This is a genomic window from Variovorax flavidus (assembly GCF_030317145.1).
In the GTDB taxonomy this organism is placed as follows: Bacteria; Pseudomonadota; Gammaproteobacteria; order Burkholderiales; family Burkholderiaceae_C; genus Variovorax; species Variovorax flavidus.
In genome coordinates this window covers 23,376-40,604 of the sequence record NZ_JASZYE010000003.1, presented here as the reverse complement: position 1 = coordinate 40,604, position 17,229 = coordinate 23,376, and the positions used below count along the sequence as shown (strand labels likewise).

The window sequence follows — 17,229 nt, the reverse complement described above, 5'->3', positions numbered from 1 at the left end:
CATAGGCCCCTCACGCGGCCGGGGACTTACTTGCCTCGCTTGACTCGCCTCAGTTCATCGAGGATGAGGCAGACCGCCCCGATCGTGATCGCGCTGTCTGCCACGTTGAAGGCCGGGAAGTGCCGGCCTGCCAGGTGAAAGTCGAGGAAGTCCACCACGTAGCCATGCATCATCCGGTCGATGACGTTGCCGATCGCGCCGCCGAGGATCGCGGCCATCGAGAAGCAGAACAGCTTCTGCCCCGCATGGGACTTGAGCATCCAGACGATGAAGATCGCAGCTGCGATGCCGATGGCCATGAAGAACCAGCGCTGCCATCCCGCCGCATCGGCGAGGAAGGAAAAGGCCGCGCCGGTGTTGTGAGCCCGCACGACGTTGAAGAAGCTCGTGACGTAGGTCGCGTCACCGAGCTTGTAGTAGCCGAGGATCAGCGTCTTCGTGAACTGGTCGACGATGACGATCACCAGCGCAAGGCCGAGCCAGGGCCAGATGCCGAGGCCCGAGGCAGAGGAACGGCGGGCCATCAGGCGACAGTCCTTGCTTCGCCGGCACCGTAGAGGTTGCTCGTGCAACGGCCGCAGATGGCCGGATGCGCCGGGTCATGCCCCACGTCGTCGCGCCAGTGCCAGCAACGCTCGCACTTCGTCGCCGCGCTCGCCGTCACGGTTGCAGACAGCGCCTCGCCGGCGACCAGTTCCACTGCCGACGTGATGAAGACGAACTTGAGGTCGTCACCCAGCGATGCGAGGAGCGCGTGGTCCTCGGCCGGCGCGCCGAGGGTCACGTTGGCCTGCAGCGACGAGCCGACCTGACCGGCCGTGCGCACGGTCTCGATCTCCTTGTTGACGGCGTCGCGGATCTCGCGGAGGCGGGTCCACTTGCCGAGCAGCGCTTCGTCGGGCGTGCCGAGATCGCTGTAGGTCTGGACGAAGATCGACTGGCCGTCGCCGCAGAACTTCCACGCCTCCTCGGCCGTGAAGCTCAGGAACGGCGCCATCCAGCGCAACATCGCCTGGGTGATGTGCCAGAGCGCCGTCTGGGCACTGCGGCGCGCATGCGAACCGGGCGCGGTCGTGTAGAGCCGGTCCTTCAGCACGTCGAGGTAGAAGGCGCCCAGGTCTTCCGAGCAATACACCTGGAGCTTGGCCACCACCGGGTGGAACTCGTAGACCTTGTAGTGCGCGAGCACCTCGGCCTGGAATTGCGCGGCACGGCTCAACGCGTAGCGGTCGATCTCGAGCAGCTGGTCGAGCGGCACCGCGTCCTTCGCGATGTCGAAGTCGCTGGTGTTGGCCAGCAGGAAGCGCAGGGTGTTGCGGATGCGGCGATAGGCGTCCACCACGCGCGCCAGGATCTTGTCGTCGCCCGCGATGTCGCCCGAGTAGTCGCTCGCGGCCACCCAGAGGCGGGTGATCTCGGCGCCGAGCTTCTTGTTCACGTCCTGCGGATCGATGCCGTTGCCGAGCGACTTGCTCATCTTGCGGCCCTGGCTGTCCACGGTGAAGCCGTGCGTGAGCAGGCCGCGGTAGGGCGCGCGGCCTTCGAGCGCGGAGGCGATCAGCAGCGACGAATGGAACCATCCGCGGTGCTGGTCGTGGCCTTCGAGGTAGAGGTCGGCTTCGGGGCCGGTTTCGTGGTGCACGTTGGGGTGGGTGCCGCGCAGCACGTGGAAGAAGGTCGAGCCGGAGTCGAACCACACTTCGAGGATGTCCGTGCTCTTCGTGTAGTGCGGGGCGTCGGCAGCGCCGAGGATCTCCTCGGTGGTCACCCGGCTCCAGGCCTCGATGCCGCCCTTCTCGACGATGTCCGCCGCCTGGTCGAGGATCTCCATCGTGCGCGGATGCAGTTCGCCCGAATCCTTGTGCAGGAAGAAGGGGATCGGCACGCCCCAGCTGCGCTGGCGGCTGATGCACCAGTCGGGCCGGTTGGCGATCATGTCGTGCAGGCGCGCCTTGCCGTTCTCCGGATAGAAGCTCGTCTGCTCGATGGCCTGCAGCGCGGTCTGGCGCAGGGTCTGGGGCGCCTTGTCCTTGGTGAACACGCCTTCGCCCTCGTCCATGCGGATGAACCACTGGGCCGCGGCACGGTAGATCACCGGCGTCTTGTGGCGCCAGCAGTGCGGGTAGCTGTGGGTGATCGTCTCGGTCGTCATCAGCCGCCCGGCGTCGCGCAGTGCCTGGATGATGACCGGGACGGCCTTCCAGATGTTCTGCCCGCCGAAGAGCGGGAAGTCGGGCGCGTACGAACCGTTGCCTTGCACCGGGTTGAGGATGTCGTCGTAGGACAGCCCATGCGCCACGCAGGAGTTGAAGTCATCCACGCCGTAGGCGGGCGAGGAATGGACCAGGCCGGTGCCGTCGTCGGCGGTGGCGTAGTCGGCCAGATAGATGGGCGACAGGCGGCGGTAGCCGGCATCGACGTCGTACAGCGGATGCTCGAACTCGAGGCCGCCCAGCTTCTCGCCCTTGACGGTGGCGAGCACCTTGCCGTCGAGCGCATAGCGGTTCATGCACATCTCGACCAGCGAGGCGGCCAGCACGAGCAGCCCGCGCTCGGTGTCGACCAGCGCGTAGTCGAGTTCCGGGTTCAGGTTGATCGCCTGGTTGGCCGGGATGGTCCACGCGGTGGTGGTCCAGATGACTGCGAAGGCATCTTTGGTGAGCGCAGGCAGGCCGAAGGCGGCCGCGAGCTTTGCCGGCTCGTGCGCCTTGAAGGCCACGTCGAGGGTCTGCGACTTCTTGTCGGCGTATTCGATCTCGAATTCGGCGAGCGAGGAACCGCAGTCGAAGCACCAGTACACCGGCTTCAGGCCGCGGTAGACAAAGCCGCGCTCGATCACGCGCTTGAAGGCCCGGATTTCGCCGGCCTCGTTGGCGAAGTCCATCGTCTTGTAGGGATGGTCCCATTCGCCCAGCACGCCCAGGCGCTGGAAGTCGCTCATCTGCTGGGCGATCTGCTCGGTCGCGTAGGCGCGGCTCTTGGCCTGCATCTCGTCGCGGCTCAGGTTGCGGCCGTACTTCTTTTCGATCGCGTTCTCGATCGGCAGGCCGTGGCAGTCCCAGCCGGGCACGTAGAGTGCGTCGAAGCCTTCGAGCTGGCGCGCCTTCGTGATCATGTCCTTCAGGATCTTGTTGACCGCGTGACCCATGTGGATCTGCCCGTTGGCATAGGGCGGGCCGTCGTGCAGGATGAACTTGGGTGCGCCGTGGCGCGCATCGCGAAGGCGGTGGTAGAGGCCTTCGTCGTTCCATTCCTTGACCCAGCCCGGCTCGCGCTTGGGCAAGTCGCCCCGCATCGGGAAGGGGGTGTCGGGCAGGTTCAGCGTGGCGCGGTAGTCGGTACCGCTGTCAGTCTTGTTGTCGGCCATGGAGGGTTCCAGAAATCTGCGCTGCCTTGCAACGCTCGAGGGATCGATGGGGCGTGCGGCCTTGCGGACAAGGTGCGGCCGGACGCGGCGGAAAGCGAAGATTCCGCTCTAAATTCGGTCGCGCGTGGTCTGGCGATGGGTCTCGGCGTGGGTGGAGGCAAAGAACGCACGCGCGTCGCGGCCATCCTTCGCGATGCCCGCAGTCAGGGCCTCGAGGCTGGTGTAGCGCAATTCGTCGTGCAGTTTGTGCAGCAGTTCCACGCGGACGATTTTACCGTAGGCCCCTTCGGCGCCGAGGTTGGCGGGCCAATCGAGGCAATGGGTCTCCAGCAGCACCCGTCCGCCATTGACGTCGTTGGCGTCCAGCGATGGCCGCACACCCAGGTTGGCGACGCCGTGCAGCGGAGCGTCAGTCAAGCCGTGCACGAGCACCGCGAAGATGCCGCTGGCGGCAGGTTTCCAGTGTTTGAAGCGCAGATTGAGCGTGCGAAAGCCGTCGTTTCGGCCGGGTGACGAGGCGCCCAGCGCGCGGCCGAGCTTGCGGCCGTGCACCACGTGGCCCGAGATGGCGTAGGGGCGGCCGAGCAGGGCGTGCACGTCGTTCATCCGGCCTTCGGCCAGCGCCTCGCGCACGGCGGAGCTCGACACGCGCAGCCCATGGACCTCGTAGCTGTTCATCCGGGCGACGTCGAATCCGTGCTTGTCGCCGGCGCGGTCGAGCATCGCGTAGTCGCCGGCGCGCTTGGCGCCGAAGCGGAAGTCGTCGCCGACCAGCACGTAACGCGCTCCGAGACCTTCGATCAGCACGTTCTGGATGAACTCATCCGGCGTCTGCGAAGCGAGCCGTGCATCGAAAGGCAGGACGATGGTCTGGGCCACGCCGCCTGCGGCGAGTTCAGTGAGCTTGTCGCGCAGCGTGCCGATGCGGGCCGGCGCCAGTTCGGGGCGCTTGGTCAGCGCCGCGAAGTAGTCACGCGGATGCGGCTCGAAGGTCAGTACGCAACTGGGCAGGCCGCGCAGGCGCGCCTCGGTGTTGAGCAGGCCCAGCATGGCCTGGTGGCCGCGATGCACACCGTCGAAGTTGCCAATGGTCAGGGCGCAGGCGGGAGCCACGCCCGGATGCCGAAATCCCCGAAAGACCTGCATGGGTTGGTATCTTTTTGATAGCACTTCGTGCCCACGGAATGGGCACATCAGGGCGTTTTGTCACAAAGCCGGTATATTGTGACTCAGTGCGTCGTGTGCAAGCCCTTCGGGCGAGCATCATGTCCTGGTCTTTCCGTGGTTCTCTTTTCTCGAGGAGGCGTGTGGTGAAGGTCTTGAAGCTGTCGGCCCAAGGGCTGCCCCAATCGTGGATTTCGCTCGAACAAGCGGTGATCCACTACGCCTCCGACGAGGTTCGCTGGGAGGTGGGCGCGCAGGTCGCGGTGTTCAGGGGCGGTCACAACGCCGTCACCGGCCAGCAGTCGCAGATTGCCATCAACAGCATCATCGGCACCAAGGGCGTGCCGCGCATCAATCCCTTCACGCAGCGGCCGGGGCTCACGAACAGCAAGCTGTTCGCGCGTGATCGGAATGTGTGCGCCTATTGCGGCGGTCACTTCCACGAGGAAGATCTGACGCGCGAGCACATCATTCCGTTTGCGCAGAAGGGCATCGACACCTGGATGAACGTGGTCACGGCCTGCCGGCCCTGCAACCACCGCAAGAGCAGCCGCACGCCGGAGCAGGCCGGCATGCCTTTGCTGTATGCGCCCTACGTACCCAGCCTGTGGGAGGACTTCATCCTGCGCAATCGCCGGATCCTGGCGGACCAGATGGAGTTCCTGAGCCGAGGCCTGCCGAGATCGTCGAGGTTGCTGATTCACTAGCGGCGGTGATGGGCCCCCGAGGGCTTCTTCTCTTATCAAACAGAGAAGATCGATCTCATCTGGCGCACGGCCAGGTTCGGCTCAGTAGGTCAGTTCCAGGACGCTGACGTCACCTTGCGCGGCGGGCCAGGTCTGGCCGGTCACGCGCTCCCCATTGAATTCCGACGCCACGGGACGCGGAGCATCGCTCTGCAGCTTGATCTTCGAACTCGACACGCCCGAGCCCTTGGGCGGGACGCCCGGCAGGGCGGAGAGACCGTCAAAGCGCATCGTGTCTCGCTCGGCGTCGAAGTAGCCGCGCGGCCGGGTGAGGATCACCAGCGCGCGGGCATCGCGATCCGCCTCGGGAATGCGTTCGGGCCGAAGCTGGACCACGCTGCTGGAGCGTGGAAAGGGGCTGCGATAGATGTGCGTGGTGGCGTAGCCCGGCGCACTCAGGACGAATTCGTAGGATGTGTTCGGCTGCGCGGTGAATGGCCCCCAGCGACCGTCCCGCGCAATGGTCTGCTCCCATGCCGGAGGGCCGCGTCGCGCGCCACTGGCGTCCACGGCGAAAATCGCGAGGCGGCCGCCGGTCAGTGGCAGGTTGTTGACGAATGCGCCGCTGGCCGGATCGAGAGGGTCGAGCCCCAGGCCGGTGACTTGCCCCGACAGGACGATTTGCGCTTCGGGAATCGGTTGGAGCGTGCGCGGCGCTTCGCCCGTCAGGAAGCGCCAGGTGGCGTCGAAGGCGGCGGGTGAAAACGACGTCTCGCGGTGGTCGACACGCGGCAGCACCGCGTTGGTCGCGCCCTTGAGCGCCGGTCCGTCGAACCCTATGTGCGTCGCGGTGCCCTTGGCGCCGATCCAGAGGCCGTCCGGCTGCGCATACTTGTCGTTGTTGTCCGAGCGCAGGGTCAGCCACTTCACGCCGGGCGTCACCTCGTCTCCATTGCCGTTCTTGGGTGCGTTGAGCTGCTGCATGAACGGGCTCAGCCCGGAAAACTCGTTGCGCTCGTGCAGGCCTTTCACCGCCCAGATGCCATGCGCCGGGTTGCCGCCGAGCACGACATGGCTCACGACCTGGTCCCCGCCCCCGTTCTGCACGTAGTTGCGGATGGTGTTGCCGCCGCGCGAATTGCCGACCAGGATGACCTTGCTCGCGCCGGTGGCCTTCATCACCCGGTCGACTTCCGCCTTCAGGAAAGCCAGCGACTCCGAGGTCGAGCTGCGCCCAGGCTGGGCGACCGTGTCGTCATCCCGGGCCAGGGGAAAGGGCTGGTCGATCGCGATGAGCCGCTCGCGCGGCCAGCCGTTGGACTCGAAACGCCAGATCGTCGTCTGCCACAGCGCTGCCGAGTCACCGTTGCCATGCACGAAAACGATCGGCGGGCGCTCTTGGGTTAGCGGCCCGGTGGCGCAGGCCGCGAGCATGGAGGTGGCGAGGCCAGCGGCGATCAGGTGGCGGCGAGTGGGCATGGCAATTCCGTTTCAAGAAAAACGCCCGCCAGCTCGAGGCTGGCGGGCGTTGCGTGCTATCGGTAGTGACAGCGGGTCGGCGTCAGGCGAAGACCCCTGCGGTGTCCTGCATCCGCGCCGACACCTCGCCCAGATGGTGCAGGGTGTCGCCGAAGCTGATCTCCAACTGCGTCAACTTCTTGAAGTAGTGGCTCACGATGTACTCGTCGGTCACGCCGATGCCCCCGTGCAGCTGCACGGCCTGCTGGCCGACGAAGCGCATTGACACGCCCAGCTGGTACTTCGCGCGTGCCAATGCCTGGCGACGTTCGGCGGCCGGTGCGTTGAGCTTCAGGCTCGCGTAGTAGCTCATCGACCGGGCGAGTTCGAGCTGCATCTTCATGTCGGCGACGCGGTGGCGCAGCGCCTGGAAGGTGGCGATCGCCACGCCGAACTGCTTGCGCGTGTTCATGTATTCGACGGTGATCGCGAGCGTCTTGTCCATCACGCCCACGGCTTCGGCGCAGGTCGCGGCGATGCCGATGTCGACGGCATGCTCGAGTGCCGGCAGGCCGTCGAGGGTGACGAGCGTCGCGGCCGCCTTGTCGAAAACGACCTCGGCTGCGCGGCTGCCGTCCTGGGTGCCGTAGCCCCGTGCGGCGACGCCGTCGGCAGCGCGCTCCACCAGGAAGAGGGCAATCTTGCCGTCGACCTGTGCAGGAACGATGAAGGCATCCGCCTCGTCACCGGCCGGCACGAGGCTCTTGATGCCGCTCAATGCCCAGCCGTCGCCGGCCTTGGCCGCCTTGGCTTCGCATACGTCGAGGCGGTAGCGCGCCTTCCGCTCCTGGAAGGCGAGCACCACCATCGCCTGTCCGCCTGCGATGCGCGGCAGCCAGTTGTCCTTGGTGTCGGCATCGGCATGCCCGGCGAGCACTGCGCCCGCGATGAAGGATTGCGCGAGCGGCTCGAGCACGATGCCGCGGCCAAGCTCTTCCATCACGACCATGCCTTCGACGGGGCCCATGCCCAGCCCGCCTTCGTCTTCGGGGATATACAGGCCGCCCAGGCCGAGTTCAGCCAGTTCGTCCCACGCTTCGCGCGAGAAGCCGCCCGCTGCCTCGGTGGCCTGGCGGCGCTCGAAGCTGTAGCCCTTTTCGACCCACTTGGCGACCGCGTCGCGAAGTTGTTGCTGGTCGTCGCTGAAATTGAAGTCCATTGCTTGATCCTTGTTTGCCTGCGCTCAGCCCAAGACCGTCTGGGCGACGATGTTGCGTTGGACTTCGTTGCTGCCACCGTAGATGGTGGTCTTGCGCATGTTGAAGTAGGTCGACGACAGCGGGGCCAGTTGCGGATGGCCGCCCGGGAAGTCGCCTTGCCAGCCGGCTTCCATCGCCTCGCGGATCAGCGGCAGGGAGTAGGGACCGCCAGCCAGCATCATGAGTTCGGAATAGCGCTGCTGGATCTCGCTGCCCTTGATCTTCAGGAGGCCGGCGATGTCGAGCGAGTTCTTGCCCGAAGTGGCGGCCGAGAGCACGCGCAGCACCAGCATTTCGAGCGCGACGACGTCGACCTCGAGCTTGGCGATCTCGTCGCGGAAGCGCTGGTCCTCCCACACGCCTTCGCTCTTGGCCAGGCGCTTGAGGCGCTCCAGCTCGCGCTTGGCGCGGTTCACGTCCGCGATGTTGGTGCGTTCGTGCGAAAGCAGGTGCTTGGCATAGGTCCAGCCCTTGTTTTCTTCGCCGATGAGGTTTTCGGCCGGCACTTCGACGTTGTCGAACCAGACTTCGTTGACTTCGTGGCCGCCGTCGAGCAGCTTGATCGGACGCACCGTGACGCCGGGCGACTTCATGTCGATCAGCAGGAAGCTGATGCCGGTCTGCGGCTTGCCTTCATTGCTGGTGCGCACCAGGCAGAAGATCCATTCGCCGTACTGGCCGAGCGTGGTCCAGGTTTTCTGGCCGTTGACGATGTACTTGTCGCCCTTGCGTTCGGCCTTGGTCTTGACCGAGGCCAGGTCGGAACCGGAGCCCGGTTCGCTGTAGCCCTGGCTCCACCAGACCTCGCCGCTCGCGATGCCCGGGAGGAAGCGCTTCTGCTGCTCGGCGTTGCCGTAGGCCATGATCACCGGGGCGACCATCACCGGGCCGAAGGGGATGATGCGGGGCGCGCCGGCGAGGGCGGCTTCTTCCTCGAACAGGTGTTTCTCGACGGCCGTCCAGCCCGGGCCGCCGAATTCCTTTGGCCATCCGTAGCCCAGCCAGCCCTTCTTGCCCAGGATCTTGGCCCAGCGCTGCAGATCGTCGCGCGTGAGCTCGAGTGCGTTGTGCACCTTGTGGGAAATTTCTGCGGGAAGGTTCTCTTTGACCCAGGCGCGAATCTCTTCGCGGAACTTCTGTTCTTCGGGCGTGAAGCTCAAATCCATGCGTGCCTCGCTGTGTTGATCGAGCGCCGCGGGCGCGGCGTGTCTTCGGAAACGGCAGTTTTAGCACGGTCGTGCTAGTTCAAGGTGTCCGCGCGGCGACAAAGCCGGCCTCGGGGAAACGAGCACAGATAATCCCGCGTCCCATGAAAAACATTGTGATCCTGATCTCCGGCAGTGGCTCGAACATGGCTGCCATCATTCGGGCTGCCCAGAAAGAGCGATGGGCCGAGCGGTTCGGTGCGCGCGTCGCCGCGGTCATCAGCAACAAGGCGGACGCGCAGGGGCTGGCAATTGCACGCGAGCACGGCATCGCGACCGCGGTGGTTTCGCACAAGGACTTCTCGACGCGAGAGGATTTCGATGCGGCGCTGGCCAGCGCTATCGATGTGCATGCGCCGACGCTCGTGGTGCTCGCGGGGTTCATGCGCATCCTGACGCCTGGCTTCGTGACGCGCTATGAACGCCGGCTCCTGAATATCCATCCTTCGCTCCTGCCAGCCTTTCCTGGGCTCCACACCCATCGGCGCGCCATCGAGGCGGGATGCCGCGTGGCCGGCGTGACGGTGCATGAGGTCACGGTCGAGCTCGACCATGGGCCGATCCTGGCGCAGGCCGCGGTGCCCGTCCTGGCCGACGACACCGAAGAAACGCTCGCAGCGCGAGTTTTGGCACAGGAGCATAGGGTTTACCCTCAGGCCATTGCGGGATGGCTCTTGGAAACAAACTGACACAATCTGCGCTTCGATACCTCTAGTCGAGTTTGACGAAGCGCAACTGTGAAGAGCCTCCGATCTCAACGGTCTCCCCGAACATCGCAGCGGGTCGCACCCACAAGCCGCGCTGGCCGTAGAGCGCCCGGTAGAGCGTCATCGGCTCCAGCGTTTCGCTGTGGCGCGCCGTGCCGAGCACCTCGTACTCGCCGCCCTTGTAGTGGCGGTAGCGGCCTGGCGGCGTTTCGATCAGGGGTGGGAGGTCGTTGTCTGCCATGTTGGGTTTTTCCTTCAATAGGGTGAAAGGTCGGGATGGATCGTGCGGATTTTGTTCATCTCGTACGGCTGAGCGAGCACGCCAGCGCAGACGACAGCACGGGCTATCGGCGCGGAGTCGCGGCCTTTGCCGCATTGGGCTACCTGTGGGTGGTCGCCTGTCTCGCGCTGGCGGTCGGCATCATCGCCTGGGTTGTGGTCTCCCTGGGGCAGGGAACGCGTTTCAGCGTGGCACGGGGTTGGCTCCTGCTTTTTGCTCTTGGCCTGCTGTGGGCGACGCTGCGCGCGCTTTGGGTTCGGTTCGATGAACCCGAAGGCATGGCGCTGGAGCGCGAGGACGCGCCCGCACTGTTCGAGGCGCTCGACCGGATCCGCGCCAAGATCGACGGTCCGCCGGTCCACCGCGTCTATCTCGACAGCGATTTCAACGCGAGCATCCGCCAGTTGCCGCGCTTCGGGCTGTTCGGCGGGGCGGTCAACTATCTCAGCGTCGGATTGCCGCTTCTCATGGCGCTCGACCGGCGTCGCCTGCTGTCGGTGCTCGCGCACGAGTACGGCCACCTGCGCGGCAACCACGGGAAGCTGAGCGCCTGGATCTACCGCACCCGCCTTTCATGGCTCAAGCTGGATGCGAGCTTCCAGCGCGACGAGGGCGTGATGGCGTTCGCGTCGCAAGCCTTCTTTCGCTGGTACTTCCCGCGCTTTGCCGCCAAGACCTTTGCGTTGGCGCGGCAGGACGAATACGAGGCCGATCGCGTCGCCGCGCGCCTCCTCGGCACACGCGTCGTCGCTGGCGCATTGACGGAAATCGCCGTCAAGGGCTCCTGGTACGCGGAGGAATTCTGGCCGTCGCATTGGTCGCGCGCGGTCGACGAACCGTTGCCCGCCGGCCCCTTCTCGGCCATGGCGCAGAAGCTCTGTGCGCCGGTCAATGCCGACTTTGCGCGAACCGCGCTGCGCGGTGCGCTCCGCAGCGTCAGCGACGTCGATGACACCCACCCCGTCCTTCGCGACCGGCTGGAAGCGCTCGACGAAAAGGCGGCGTTGCCTTCCTGGTCCGAGAAATCGGCGCTCGCACTCCTGGATGACGCACCGAAGTGGACGGCCCATTTCGACGCGGAATGGTGCCGCGCCCATGCCAACGACTGGAAGCAGCATCACGCCTACCTCGTGCGTGTGCGCGAGCGGGTGGCCGCGCTCACGGCCAGCGCCGGCCGCAACAATGCCGACGAAATGGTCGAGTGGGCCGACTGCGCGCGCCGCGTCGACGCGGCAGCCGACGTGCGCGGCATCTACGAACGCGCCTTGCAGATGACCGCGAATCACCCTGGCGCATTGCGAGGGCTCGCCCAGATGCTGCCGGCCAACGACCGGCCAGCACGCCTCGCGGTGTTGGAGAAATTGCACGAGTCGAGCACGGCCAGCCGCTGGTGGGCCGCCAAGACGGCGGTCTCGTTGCTGGAGGACCCGGATACCGGCGCGCACGACGAGCGGGCGCTCAAGCTCTGGCGCGAACGAGCGAAAACGGCGGAGGAGGCCGAGCAACGCGCATGGGAAGAGATCACTGAAACTCCCTTCTTCAGCCAGATCGCCCGCCACGACCTGAGCGAATTCGAGTTGGGCGAACTGCGCGCCGACCTGGTGCGCTGCAGCGCGATTTCCCGGGCGTGGGTGGTTCGCAAGAACCTTCGCGAATTTCCGTGGCGCCGCGCCTATGTGGTGTTTCTCGAATTGCCCATGCTGGCCGATGAAGAGCGCTGGAATCTTTGCCGACAGCTCGAGCACACCTTGAGCCTTCCCGGCGCGGCGCTCGTGCTGTGGGCGGGCCACTCGCCAACGCTCGCGGAGATCGAGCGCCAGGCCTTCGGCCCGATCTGGACACGCACCGCCGCCTAGAGCGGCCGGCGGCTGAGACAATGGGGGATGCACCCCAAAGCCCTTCTTGAGGCCAGCGCCGACCTGGTCGGCCTCGTCCTGAAATTCGATCACCCGGCCGACCAGGTCGTTTCCCGCTTCTTCCGCGACCATCGCGAGTTGGGGCCACGCGAGCGCGCGACGCTGGCCGAGACGGTCTACACCGTGTTGCGCAAGAAGCTGTTGTTCGACCATCTGTCCCCTTCGGGCAGCGGGTCGAAGGAGCGGCGAATGGCGATCCTCGGATTCCATGGCCCCCGTGACTTCCTGAAGAGCGCGCTCAACGACACCGAAAAACGCTGGCTCGACAACTGCGACGCCGTCAAGCAGGACGATCTGCTCGAACGCCACCGTCACAACCTGCCGGAATGGCTGGTCGCGCCCCTCAAGGCGCAGCTCGGCGACCAGTTCTGGCCGCTGGTCGAAAGCCTGCAGCAGCCGGCGCCGCTGGACCTGCGGGTCAATGCCTTCACGGACAAGCGGCCGGAAGTGCAAAAGGAACTGGCCAAGGCTGCGATCAAGGCCGCGCCCACGCCGTTTTCGCCCTGGGGGCTGCGGATCGACGGGAAGCCGGCACTCACCAAGCTCGACGCATTCGCTCGCGGCGCGGTCGAGGTGCAGGACGAAGGCTCGCAACTGCTGGCCTTGCTGCTCGACGCCAAGCGCGGCGAGATGGTGGTCGATTTCTGCGCCGGCGCCGGCGGAAAGACCCTGGCCATAGGCGCCACGATGCGCAACACGGGCCGTCTCTACGCGTTCGACACTTCGGCGCACCGCCTCGACGCCCTCAAGCCGCGGCTCGCACGCAGCAAGCTGTCGAACGTGCACCCGGCGGCCATCGCCCATGAACGCGACGACCGCATCAAGCGGCTCGCCGGCAAGATCGACCGGGTGCTGGTGGACGCCCCCTGCTCGGGCCTCGGCACGCTCCGGCGGAATCCCGACCTGAAATGGCGCCAGTCGCCTCAATCGGTCCAGGAACTCACCGCCAAGCAGACCGCGATCCTGCAGAGCGCATCGCGCCTGGTGAAATCGGGCGGCCGGTTGATCTATGCGACCTGCAGTGTGCTGCCGGAGGAAAACGAGGCCATTGCCGAGGCCTTTGGCGCCGCCAATCCGGATTTCGAGCCGTTGGACGCCGCAGACGTGCTCGACGCGCTGAAAGTCCCCGGCGCCGAGGCACTTTGTGCGGGCGGGGACGGTGGCAAGCGCTACCTGCGGCTCTGGCCGCATCGCCATGCGACCGACGGCTTCTTTGCTGCAGTGTGGAACCGGAAGTAGGGACGAGGCTCCAAAGAACGGGGAAACTTGCGATATATCAAGGATTTAGCCCCCTTTTGGGGGTCAAACCTTTAAAATCGTGGATTACCTGAAGGCTGCACCTTCGTGTGGCCATGGAGTACCGAACTCAATGTTGCTTCCTGACTCTGCCGTACTGAGCGCGGCCATCGACTGGCTCGGACACGGCTTGTGGGACCTCACGTGGTGGCAAGTCGTGCTGTACACGCTCGTCACCACGCACATCACGATCGCGGCGGTCACGATTTTCCTGCACCGGACGCAAACGCACCGGGCCATGGATCTGGGCCCGATCCCGTCGCATTTCTTCCGCTTCTGGCTGTGGCTCGGCACCGGTATGGTGACCAAGGAGTGGGTGGCCATCCACCGCAAGCACCACGCCAAGTGCGAAACCGAAGAAGACCCGCACAGCCCGCAGGTCAAGGGCATCGACGAGGTCATGTGGCGCGGCGCCGAGCTGTACCGCAAGGAATCGAAGAACAAGGAAACGATGGAGCGTTTCGGCCACGGCACGCCCAACGACTGGCTCGAGCGCAACCTGTACACGCGCTTCAGCTGGCAAGGCGTTGGCCTGATGCTGATCATCAATGTCGCGCTGTTCGGCGGCCTGGGCTTGACGGTCTGGGCAGTCCAGATGCTGTGGATCCCGTTCTGGGCCGCAGGCGTCGTCAACGGCATCGGCCATTTCTGGGGCTATCGCAATTTCGAAGCCACTGACGCCAGCACGAACCTGATCCCCTGGGGCATCATCATCGGCGGCGAAGAGCTGCACAACAACCACCATACCTATCCGACCTCGGCCAAGTTCTCGGTCAAGAAGTACGAGTTCGACATCGGCTGGGTCTACATCAGCCTGATGCAGAAGATCGGCTGGGCCAAGGTGAAGAAGCTACCGCCGAAGCTGCAAATGGGTGATGTGGTGCCCGTTGCCAATGAGAAAACGCTCGAGGCCCTGATCGCCAACCGCTATGAAGTCATGGCGGGCTACGCTCGCGAAATGCGCCGTGCGACCCGCGACGAACTCGCGCAAATGAAGGCCAAGGGCGCGGATCTGTCGGTTCTCAAGGCTTCCAAGCGCTGGCTGCATCGCGACGACGACAAGGTGCCTGCGGCTGCCCGTTCGCAGTTGGTGCAGGCTCGTGCTGCGCACCCGGTGCTGGACAAGATGGTGACGATGCGCGAAGAGCTGCGCCAGTTGTGGCTCAACACGTCGCAGTCGCGCGAACAGTTGGCTGCCGATCTGGCTGCGTGGTGCCATCGGGCAGAGGCCAGCGGCATTGCAGGCCTGCGCGAGTTTTCGACCCGCCTGCGTGCGGCTCGCGCCTGACGCGCAGATCCCCCGTTCTCGCCACACAAAAAGCCGGCTCTTGAGCCGGCTTTTTTTGCGTCTGCGACGAGGCTTCCGATAACGTGGGCAACAAAAAACCCGCTGGATCGCAGCGGGTTTCTTGTGAGTCCAGGAGACCTGGGCCGAATTACTTCAGCTTGATTTCCTTGTACTCGACGTGCTTGCGCGCCTTGGGGTCGAACTTCATGATCGACATCTTTTCAGGCATCGTCTTCTTGTTCTTGCTGGTCGTGTAGAAGTGGCCGGTACCCGCGGTGGATTCCAGCTTGATCTTTTCGCGTCCGCCTTTGCTCGTTGCCATGATTCAGCTCCTTAAGCTTGGCCGCGTGCGCGCAGGTCTGCGAGCACGGCGTCGATGCCGTTCTTGTCGATCAGGCGCAGGGCAGCGCTCGAAACACGCAGGCGAACCCAACGGTTTTCCGTTTCGACCCAGAAACGACGGTATTGCAGGTTCGGCAGGAACCGGCGCTTGGTTTTGTTGTTGGCGTGGGAAACGTTGTTTCCGACCATCGGGCCTTTGCCCGTTACTTCGCATACGCGTGCCATGTGGACACTCTTTCTTGAACAGCTGGCACCTGGCGCAATGAAATTGCGGGGTGGTTTGCAGCTTGACCTCGCCAGAAACGGGTGGCGGTACCCCGGCTTGCCGCAAGAACCCTGCTCCAGATTGGAGGGGCAGATTCGGCAAAGCCTTGGATTATAGCCTTTTCGCCCCGCGGCGGCTTAGAGCGTGCCGTCCTGCTCCAGAAAGCGCTGTGCGTCGAGTGCCGCCATGCAGCCCGTGCCGGCGCTGGTGATGGCCTGGCGATAGACGTGGTCCTGAACGTCGCCCGCCGCAAACACGCCGGGCACGCTCGTCATGGTTGCGAAGCCCTGCAGGCCCGAGCGGGTGACGATGTAGCCGTCCTTCATCTCGACTTGGCCCTGGAAGATGTCCGTATTGGGATGGTGTCCGATGGCGATGAAGCAGCCCTTGAGATCCAGTTGCTCGGTCTCGCCGGTCAGCGTGTTCTTCAGCCGGATGCCGGTCACGCCGGAGTCGTCGCCCAGCACTTCGTCCAGGGTGTTGTGAACCTTGAGTTCAATCTTCCCTTCGGCGGCCTTTGCGTGGAGCTTGTCGATCAGGATCGGCTCGGCACGGAACTTGTCGCGGCGATGCACCAGCGTCACCTTGCTTGCGATGTTCGAAAGGTAGAGCGCCTCTTCGACGGCGGTGTTGCCGCCGCCGATCACGCAGACTTCCTGGTCGCGGTAGAAGAAGCCGTCGCACGTCGCGCAGCCCGAGACGCCGCGGCCCATGAAATGCTGTTCGGAATCCAGGCCAAGGTACTTGGCCGACGCGCCGGTGGCAATCACCAGTGCATCGCAGGTGTAGGTGTCGCTGTCGCCGGTCAGCGTGAACGGGCGCTTGCTGAAGTCGACCTTGTTGATGTGGTCGAAGACGATCTGCGTCTTGAAGCGTTCGGCGTGCTCCAGGAAGCGCTGCATGAGGTCGGGCCCCTGCACGCCGTGGACGTCGGCCGGCCAGTTGTCGACCTCGGTCGTGGTCATGAGCTGGCCGCCCTGGGCGATACCGGTGATCAACATGGGTTCGAGGTTGGCGCGGGCCGCGTAGACTGCGGCCGTGTAGCCGGCAGGGCCGGAGCCAAGAATGAGAACCTTCGCGTGGCGTGGGGAGGACATGAGTAGAAAACCTAGGATTGGCGCTGCGGCAGCGTGTACATTTTCAGGGTGATAGATATGGAGTATCACCGTTCGGTTCAAGACCGGGCGGGGGCTGTTTTCAATGCGCGCGATTGTATTAATCCATGGATTTGAAAATCGCGCGGAATCCGGGGATTGATGAATGTCGATGCTGTCCAATCTTGAATTGCTTCGCCGCGTGCCGCTGTTCGCTGCGCTGACGCCAACGCAGTCTGCGAGCATTGCCGATGCGATCGTCAAAAAGCGCTTCAAGCGCGCCGAGGTCGTTGTCGAACAAGGCAAGAAGTCAGATGCCCTCTACATTATTCTGACCGGGCGTGCCCGGGTCATGAGCACCGACAGCCGTGGTCGCGAAGTCATCCTCGCGACGCTGCATCCCGGCGACTACATCGGCGAGATGAGCATGATCGACGACGAGCCGCATTCGGCGACGGTGCGCACCGAGATCCAGACCGATGTGCTGATGCTCGGCCGCGAAGCGTTTGCGCGGTGCCTGCCTGAAAATTCTTCGATGTCCTACAACATCATGCGGGGCCTCGTTGCGCGTCTGCGGCACGCAGACCGCAAGATCGAATCGCTGGCGCTGATGGACGTCTACGGACGCGTGGCGCGCTCGCTGCTGGAGTTCGCGGTCGATGACGGGGCCGGAAACCTCAAGGTGCGCGACAAGATTTCGCGCCAGGATCTGGCCAAGATGGTCGGTGCTTCGCGCGAAATGGTGAGCCGCGTCATGAAGGATCTCGAGGAGCGCGGATTCGTGCAGACCCAGCCGGATGGTTCGATGATCGTCAAGGAACGACTCTCATCGCTCACCTGACCGTCTGGCCGGGCGCGCTGCCGCGCACTGGCCTCCACGTCGCCGGCCCTGACAACGCGGC

16 protein-coding genes are annotated in these 17,229 nt (G+C 64.8%); 6 read left to right on the top strand and 10 right to left on the bottom strand.

Annotation, left to right across the window (positions count from 1 at the left end; translation table 11 throughout):
- Positions 1–26: 26 nt before the first annotated feature.
- From lspA to QTH90_RS15465, 3 genes are all read right to left on the bottom strand, one after another.
- A complete protein-coding gene (gene lspA, locus QTH90_RS15475) occupies positions 27–524 on the bottom strand; it encodes a signal peptidase II (protein WP_286665455.1) in 498 nt (165 codons plus the stop codon).
- The gene (gene ileS, locus QTH90_RS15470) at positions 524–3,367 is read right to left on the bottom strand and encodes an isoleucine--tRNA ligase (protein WP_286665454.1); all 2,844 of its coding nucleotides are present in this window, start codon (positions 3,365–3,367) and stop codon (positions 524–526) included. Before ileS ends, lspA begins: the two co-directional genes overlap by 1 nt.
- Before the next feature lie 108 nt (positions 3,368–3,475).
- Positions 3,476–4,513, bottom strand: coding sequence for a bifunctional riboflavin kinase/FAD synthetase (locus QTH90_RS15465; protein ID WP_286665453.1), 1,038 nt, complete (start codon positions 4,511–4,513; stop codon positions 3,476–3,478).
- A 164-nt stretch (positions 4,514–4,677) separates the two neighbouring features.
- On the opposite strand from QTH90_RS15465, the gene QTH90_RS15460 reads away from it, so the two are divergent.
- Positions 4,678–5,238: an HNH endonuclease gene (locus QTH90_RS15460; RefSeq protein ID WP_286665452.1), complete on the top strand. Its 561-nt coding sequence runs from the start codon at positions 4,678–4,680 to the stop codon at positions 5,236–5,238.
- Between the two features lie 81 nt (positions 5,239–5,319).
- Here the strand turns inward: QTH90_RS15460 and QTH90_RS15455 are convergent, their stop codons facing one another.
- From QTH90_RS15455 to QTH90_RS15445, 3 genes are all read right to left on the bottom strand, one after another.
- On the bottom strand, positions 5,320–6,696 hold the full coding sequence (locus tag QTH90_RS15455) for an alpha/beta fold hydrolase (protein WP_286665451.1): 1,377 nt from the start codon (positions 6,694–6,696) through the stop codon (positions 5,320–5,322).
- Between the two features lie 82 nt (positions 6,697–6,778).
- The gene (locus tag QTH90_RS15450; RefSeq protein WP_286665450.1) at positions 6,779–7,894 is read right to left on the bottom strand and encodes an acyl-CoA dehydrogenase family protein; all 1,116 of its coding nucleotides are present in this window, start codon (positions 7,892–7,894) and stop codon (positions 6,779–6,781) included.
- Between the two features lie 24 nt (positions 7,895–7,918).
- Positions 7,919–9,100, bottom strand: coding sequence for an acyl-CoA dehydrogenase family protein (locus tag QTH90_RS15445; protein ID WP_286665449.1), 1,182 nt, complete (start codon positions 9,098–9,100; stop codon positions 7,919–7,921).
- A gap of 143 nt (positions 9,101–9,243) precedes the next feature.
- Here QTH90_RS15445 and purN point away from each other — a divergent pair, with 143 nt between their 5' ends.
- Positions 9,244–9,828 (top strand): phosphoribosylglycinamide formyltransferase, encoded by a 585-nt coding sequence (gene purN, locus QTH90_RS15440; RefSeq protein WP_286665448.1) that lies wholly within the window; start codon positions 9,244–9,246, stop codon positions 9,826–9,828.
- 22 nt (positions 9,829–9,850) lie between these two features.
- On the opposite strand, the gene QTH90_RS15435 is transcribed toward purN, so the two are convergent.
- Entirely contained in the window at positions 9,851–10,087 is a 237-nt protein-coding gene (locus QTH90_RS15435) for a DUF1653 domain-containing protein (RefSeq protein ID WP_286665447.1), read from the bottom strand.
- A gap of 35 nt (positions 10,088–10,122) precedes the next feature.
- Here QTH90_RS15435 and QTH90_RS15430 point away from each other — a divergent pair, with 35 nt between their 5' ends.
- The 3 genes from QTH90_RS15430 (at position 10,123) to QTH90_RS15420 (ending at position 14,626) form a co-directional block, all read left to right on the top strand.
- Positions 10,123–11,982: a M48 family metallopeptidase gene (locus tag QTH90_RS15430; protein WP_286665446.1), complete on the top strand. Its 1,860-nt coding sequence runs from the start codon at positions 10,123–10,125 to the stop codon at positions 11,980–11,982.
- Between the two features lie 27 nt (positions 11,983–12,009).
- Positions 12,010–13,281 carry an RsmB/NOP family class I SAM-dependent RNA methyltransferase gene (locus QTH90_RS15425; protein ID WP_286665445.1) on the top strand — a complete coding sequence of 424 codons (1,272 nt, stop codon included), beginning with the start codon at positions 12,010–12,012 and terminating at the stop codon, positions 13,279–13,281.
- Between the two features lie 130 nt (positions 13,282–13,411).
- On the top strand, positions 13,412–14,626 hold the full coding sequence (locus QTH90_RS15420; RefSeq protein WP_286665444.1) for a DesA family fatty acid desaturase: 1,215 nt from the start codon (positions 13,412–13,414) through the stop codon (positions 14,624–14,626).
- Positions 14,627–14,774: 148 nt separating this feature from the next.
- On the opposite strand, the gene rpmG is transcribed toward QTH90_RS15420, so the two are convergent.
- From rpmG to trxB, 3 genes are all read right to left on the bottom strand, one after another.
- The gene (gene rpmG / locus QTH90_RS15415) at positions 14,775–14,948 is read right to left on the bottom strand and encodes a 50S ribosomal protein L33 (protein WP_007830291.1); all 174 of its coding nucleotides are present in this window, start codon (positions 14,946–14,948) and stop codon (positions 14,775–14,777) included.
- Between the two features lie 11 nt (positions 14,949–14,959).
- Complete coding sequence (gene rpmB, locus QTH90_RS15410; protein WP_028251282.1) at positions 14,960–15,193, bottom strand: 50S ribosomal protein L28; 234 nt, start codon at positions 15,191–15,193, stop codon at positions 14,960–14,962.
- Between the two features lie 177 nt (positions 15,194–15,370).
- Complete coding sequence (trxB, locus tag QTH90_RS15405) at positions 15,371–16,330, bottom strand: thioredoxin-disulfide reductase (protein ID WP_286665443.1); 960 nt, start codon at positions 16,328–16,330, stop codon at positions 15,371–15,373.
- Positions 16,331–16,493: 163 nt separating this feature from the next.
- Between trxB and QTH90_RS15400 the strand changes: the two genes are divergently transcribed.
- Positions 16,494–17,168 (top strand): Crp/Fnr family transcriptional regulator, encoded by a 675-nt coding sequence (locus QTH90_RS15400; protein ID WP_286602706.1) that lies wholly within the window; start codon positions 16,494–16,496, stop codon positions 17,166–17,168.
- The last annotated feature ends 61 nt before the right edge of the window (positions 17,169–17,229 follow it).

Coding starts and splice junctions, on each gene's coding strand:
- QTH90_RS15450 (WP_286665450.1), bottom strand. CDS start 7,894: ATGGACTTCAATTTCAGCGACGACCAGCAACAACTTCGCGACGCGGTC.
- QTH90_RS15425 (WP_286665445.1), top strand. CDS start 12,010: ATGCACCCCAAAGCCCTTCTTGAGGCCAGCGCCGACCTGGTCGGCCTC.
- QTH90_RS15445 (WP_286665449.1), bottom strand. CDS start 9,100: ATGGATTTGAGCTTCACGCCCGAAGAACAGAAGTTCCGCGAAGAGATT.
- QTH90_RS15420 (WP_286665444.1), top strand. CDS start 13,412: ATGTTGCTTCCTGACTCTGCCGTACTGAGCGCGGCCATCGACTGGCTC.
- trxB (WP_286665443.1), bottom strand. CDS start 16,330: ATGTCCTCCCCACGCCACGCGAAGGTTCTCATTCTTGGCTCCGGCCCT.
- rpmB (WP_028251282.1), bottom strand. CDS start 15,193: ATGGCACGCGTATGCGAAGTAACGGGCAAAGGCCCGATGGTCGGAAAC.
- QTH90_RS15435 (WP_286665447.1), bottom strand. CDS start 10,087: ATGGCAGACAACGACCTCCCACCCCTGATCGAAACGCCGCCAGGCCGC.
- purN (WP_286665448.1), top strand. CDS start 9,244: ATGAAAAACATTGTGATCCTGATCTCCGGCAGTGGCTCGAACATGGCT.
- QTH90_RS15400 (WP_286602706.1), top strand. CDS start 16,494: ATGTCGATGCTGTCCAATCTTGAATTGCTTCGCCGCGTGCCGCTGTTC.
- QTH90_RS15430 (WP_286665446.1), top strand. CDS start 10,123: ATGGATCGTGCGGATTTTGTTCATCTCGTACGGCTGAGCGAGCACGCC.
- QTH90_RS15465 (WP_286665453.1), bottom strand. CDS start 4,513: ATGCAGGTCTTTCGGGGATTTCGGCATCCGGGCGTGGCTCCCGCCTGC.
- rpmG (WP_007830291.1), bottom strand. CDS start 14,948: ATGGCAACGAGCAAAGGCGGACGCGAAAAGATCAAGCTGGAATCCACC.
- ileS (WP_286665454.1), bottom strand. CDS start 3,367: ATGGCCGACAACAAGACTGACAGCGGTACCGACTACCGCGCCACGCTG.
- lspA (WP_286665455.1), bottom strand. CDS start 524: ATGGCCCGCCGTTCCTCTGCCTCGGGCCTCGGCATCTGGCCCTGGCTC.
- QTH90_RS15455 (WP_286665451.1), bottom strand. CDS start 6,696: ATGCCCACTCGCCGCCACCTGATCGCCGCTGGCCTCGCCACCTCCATG.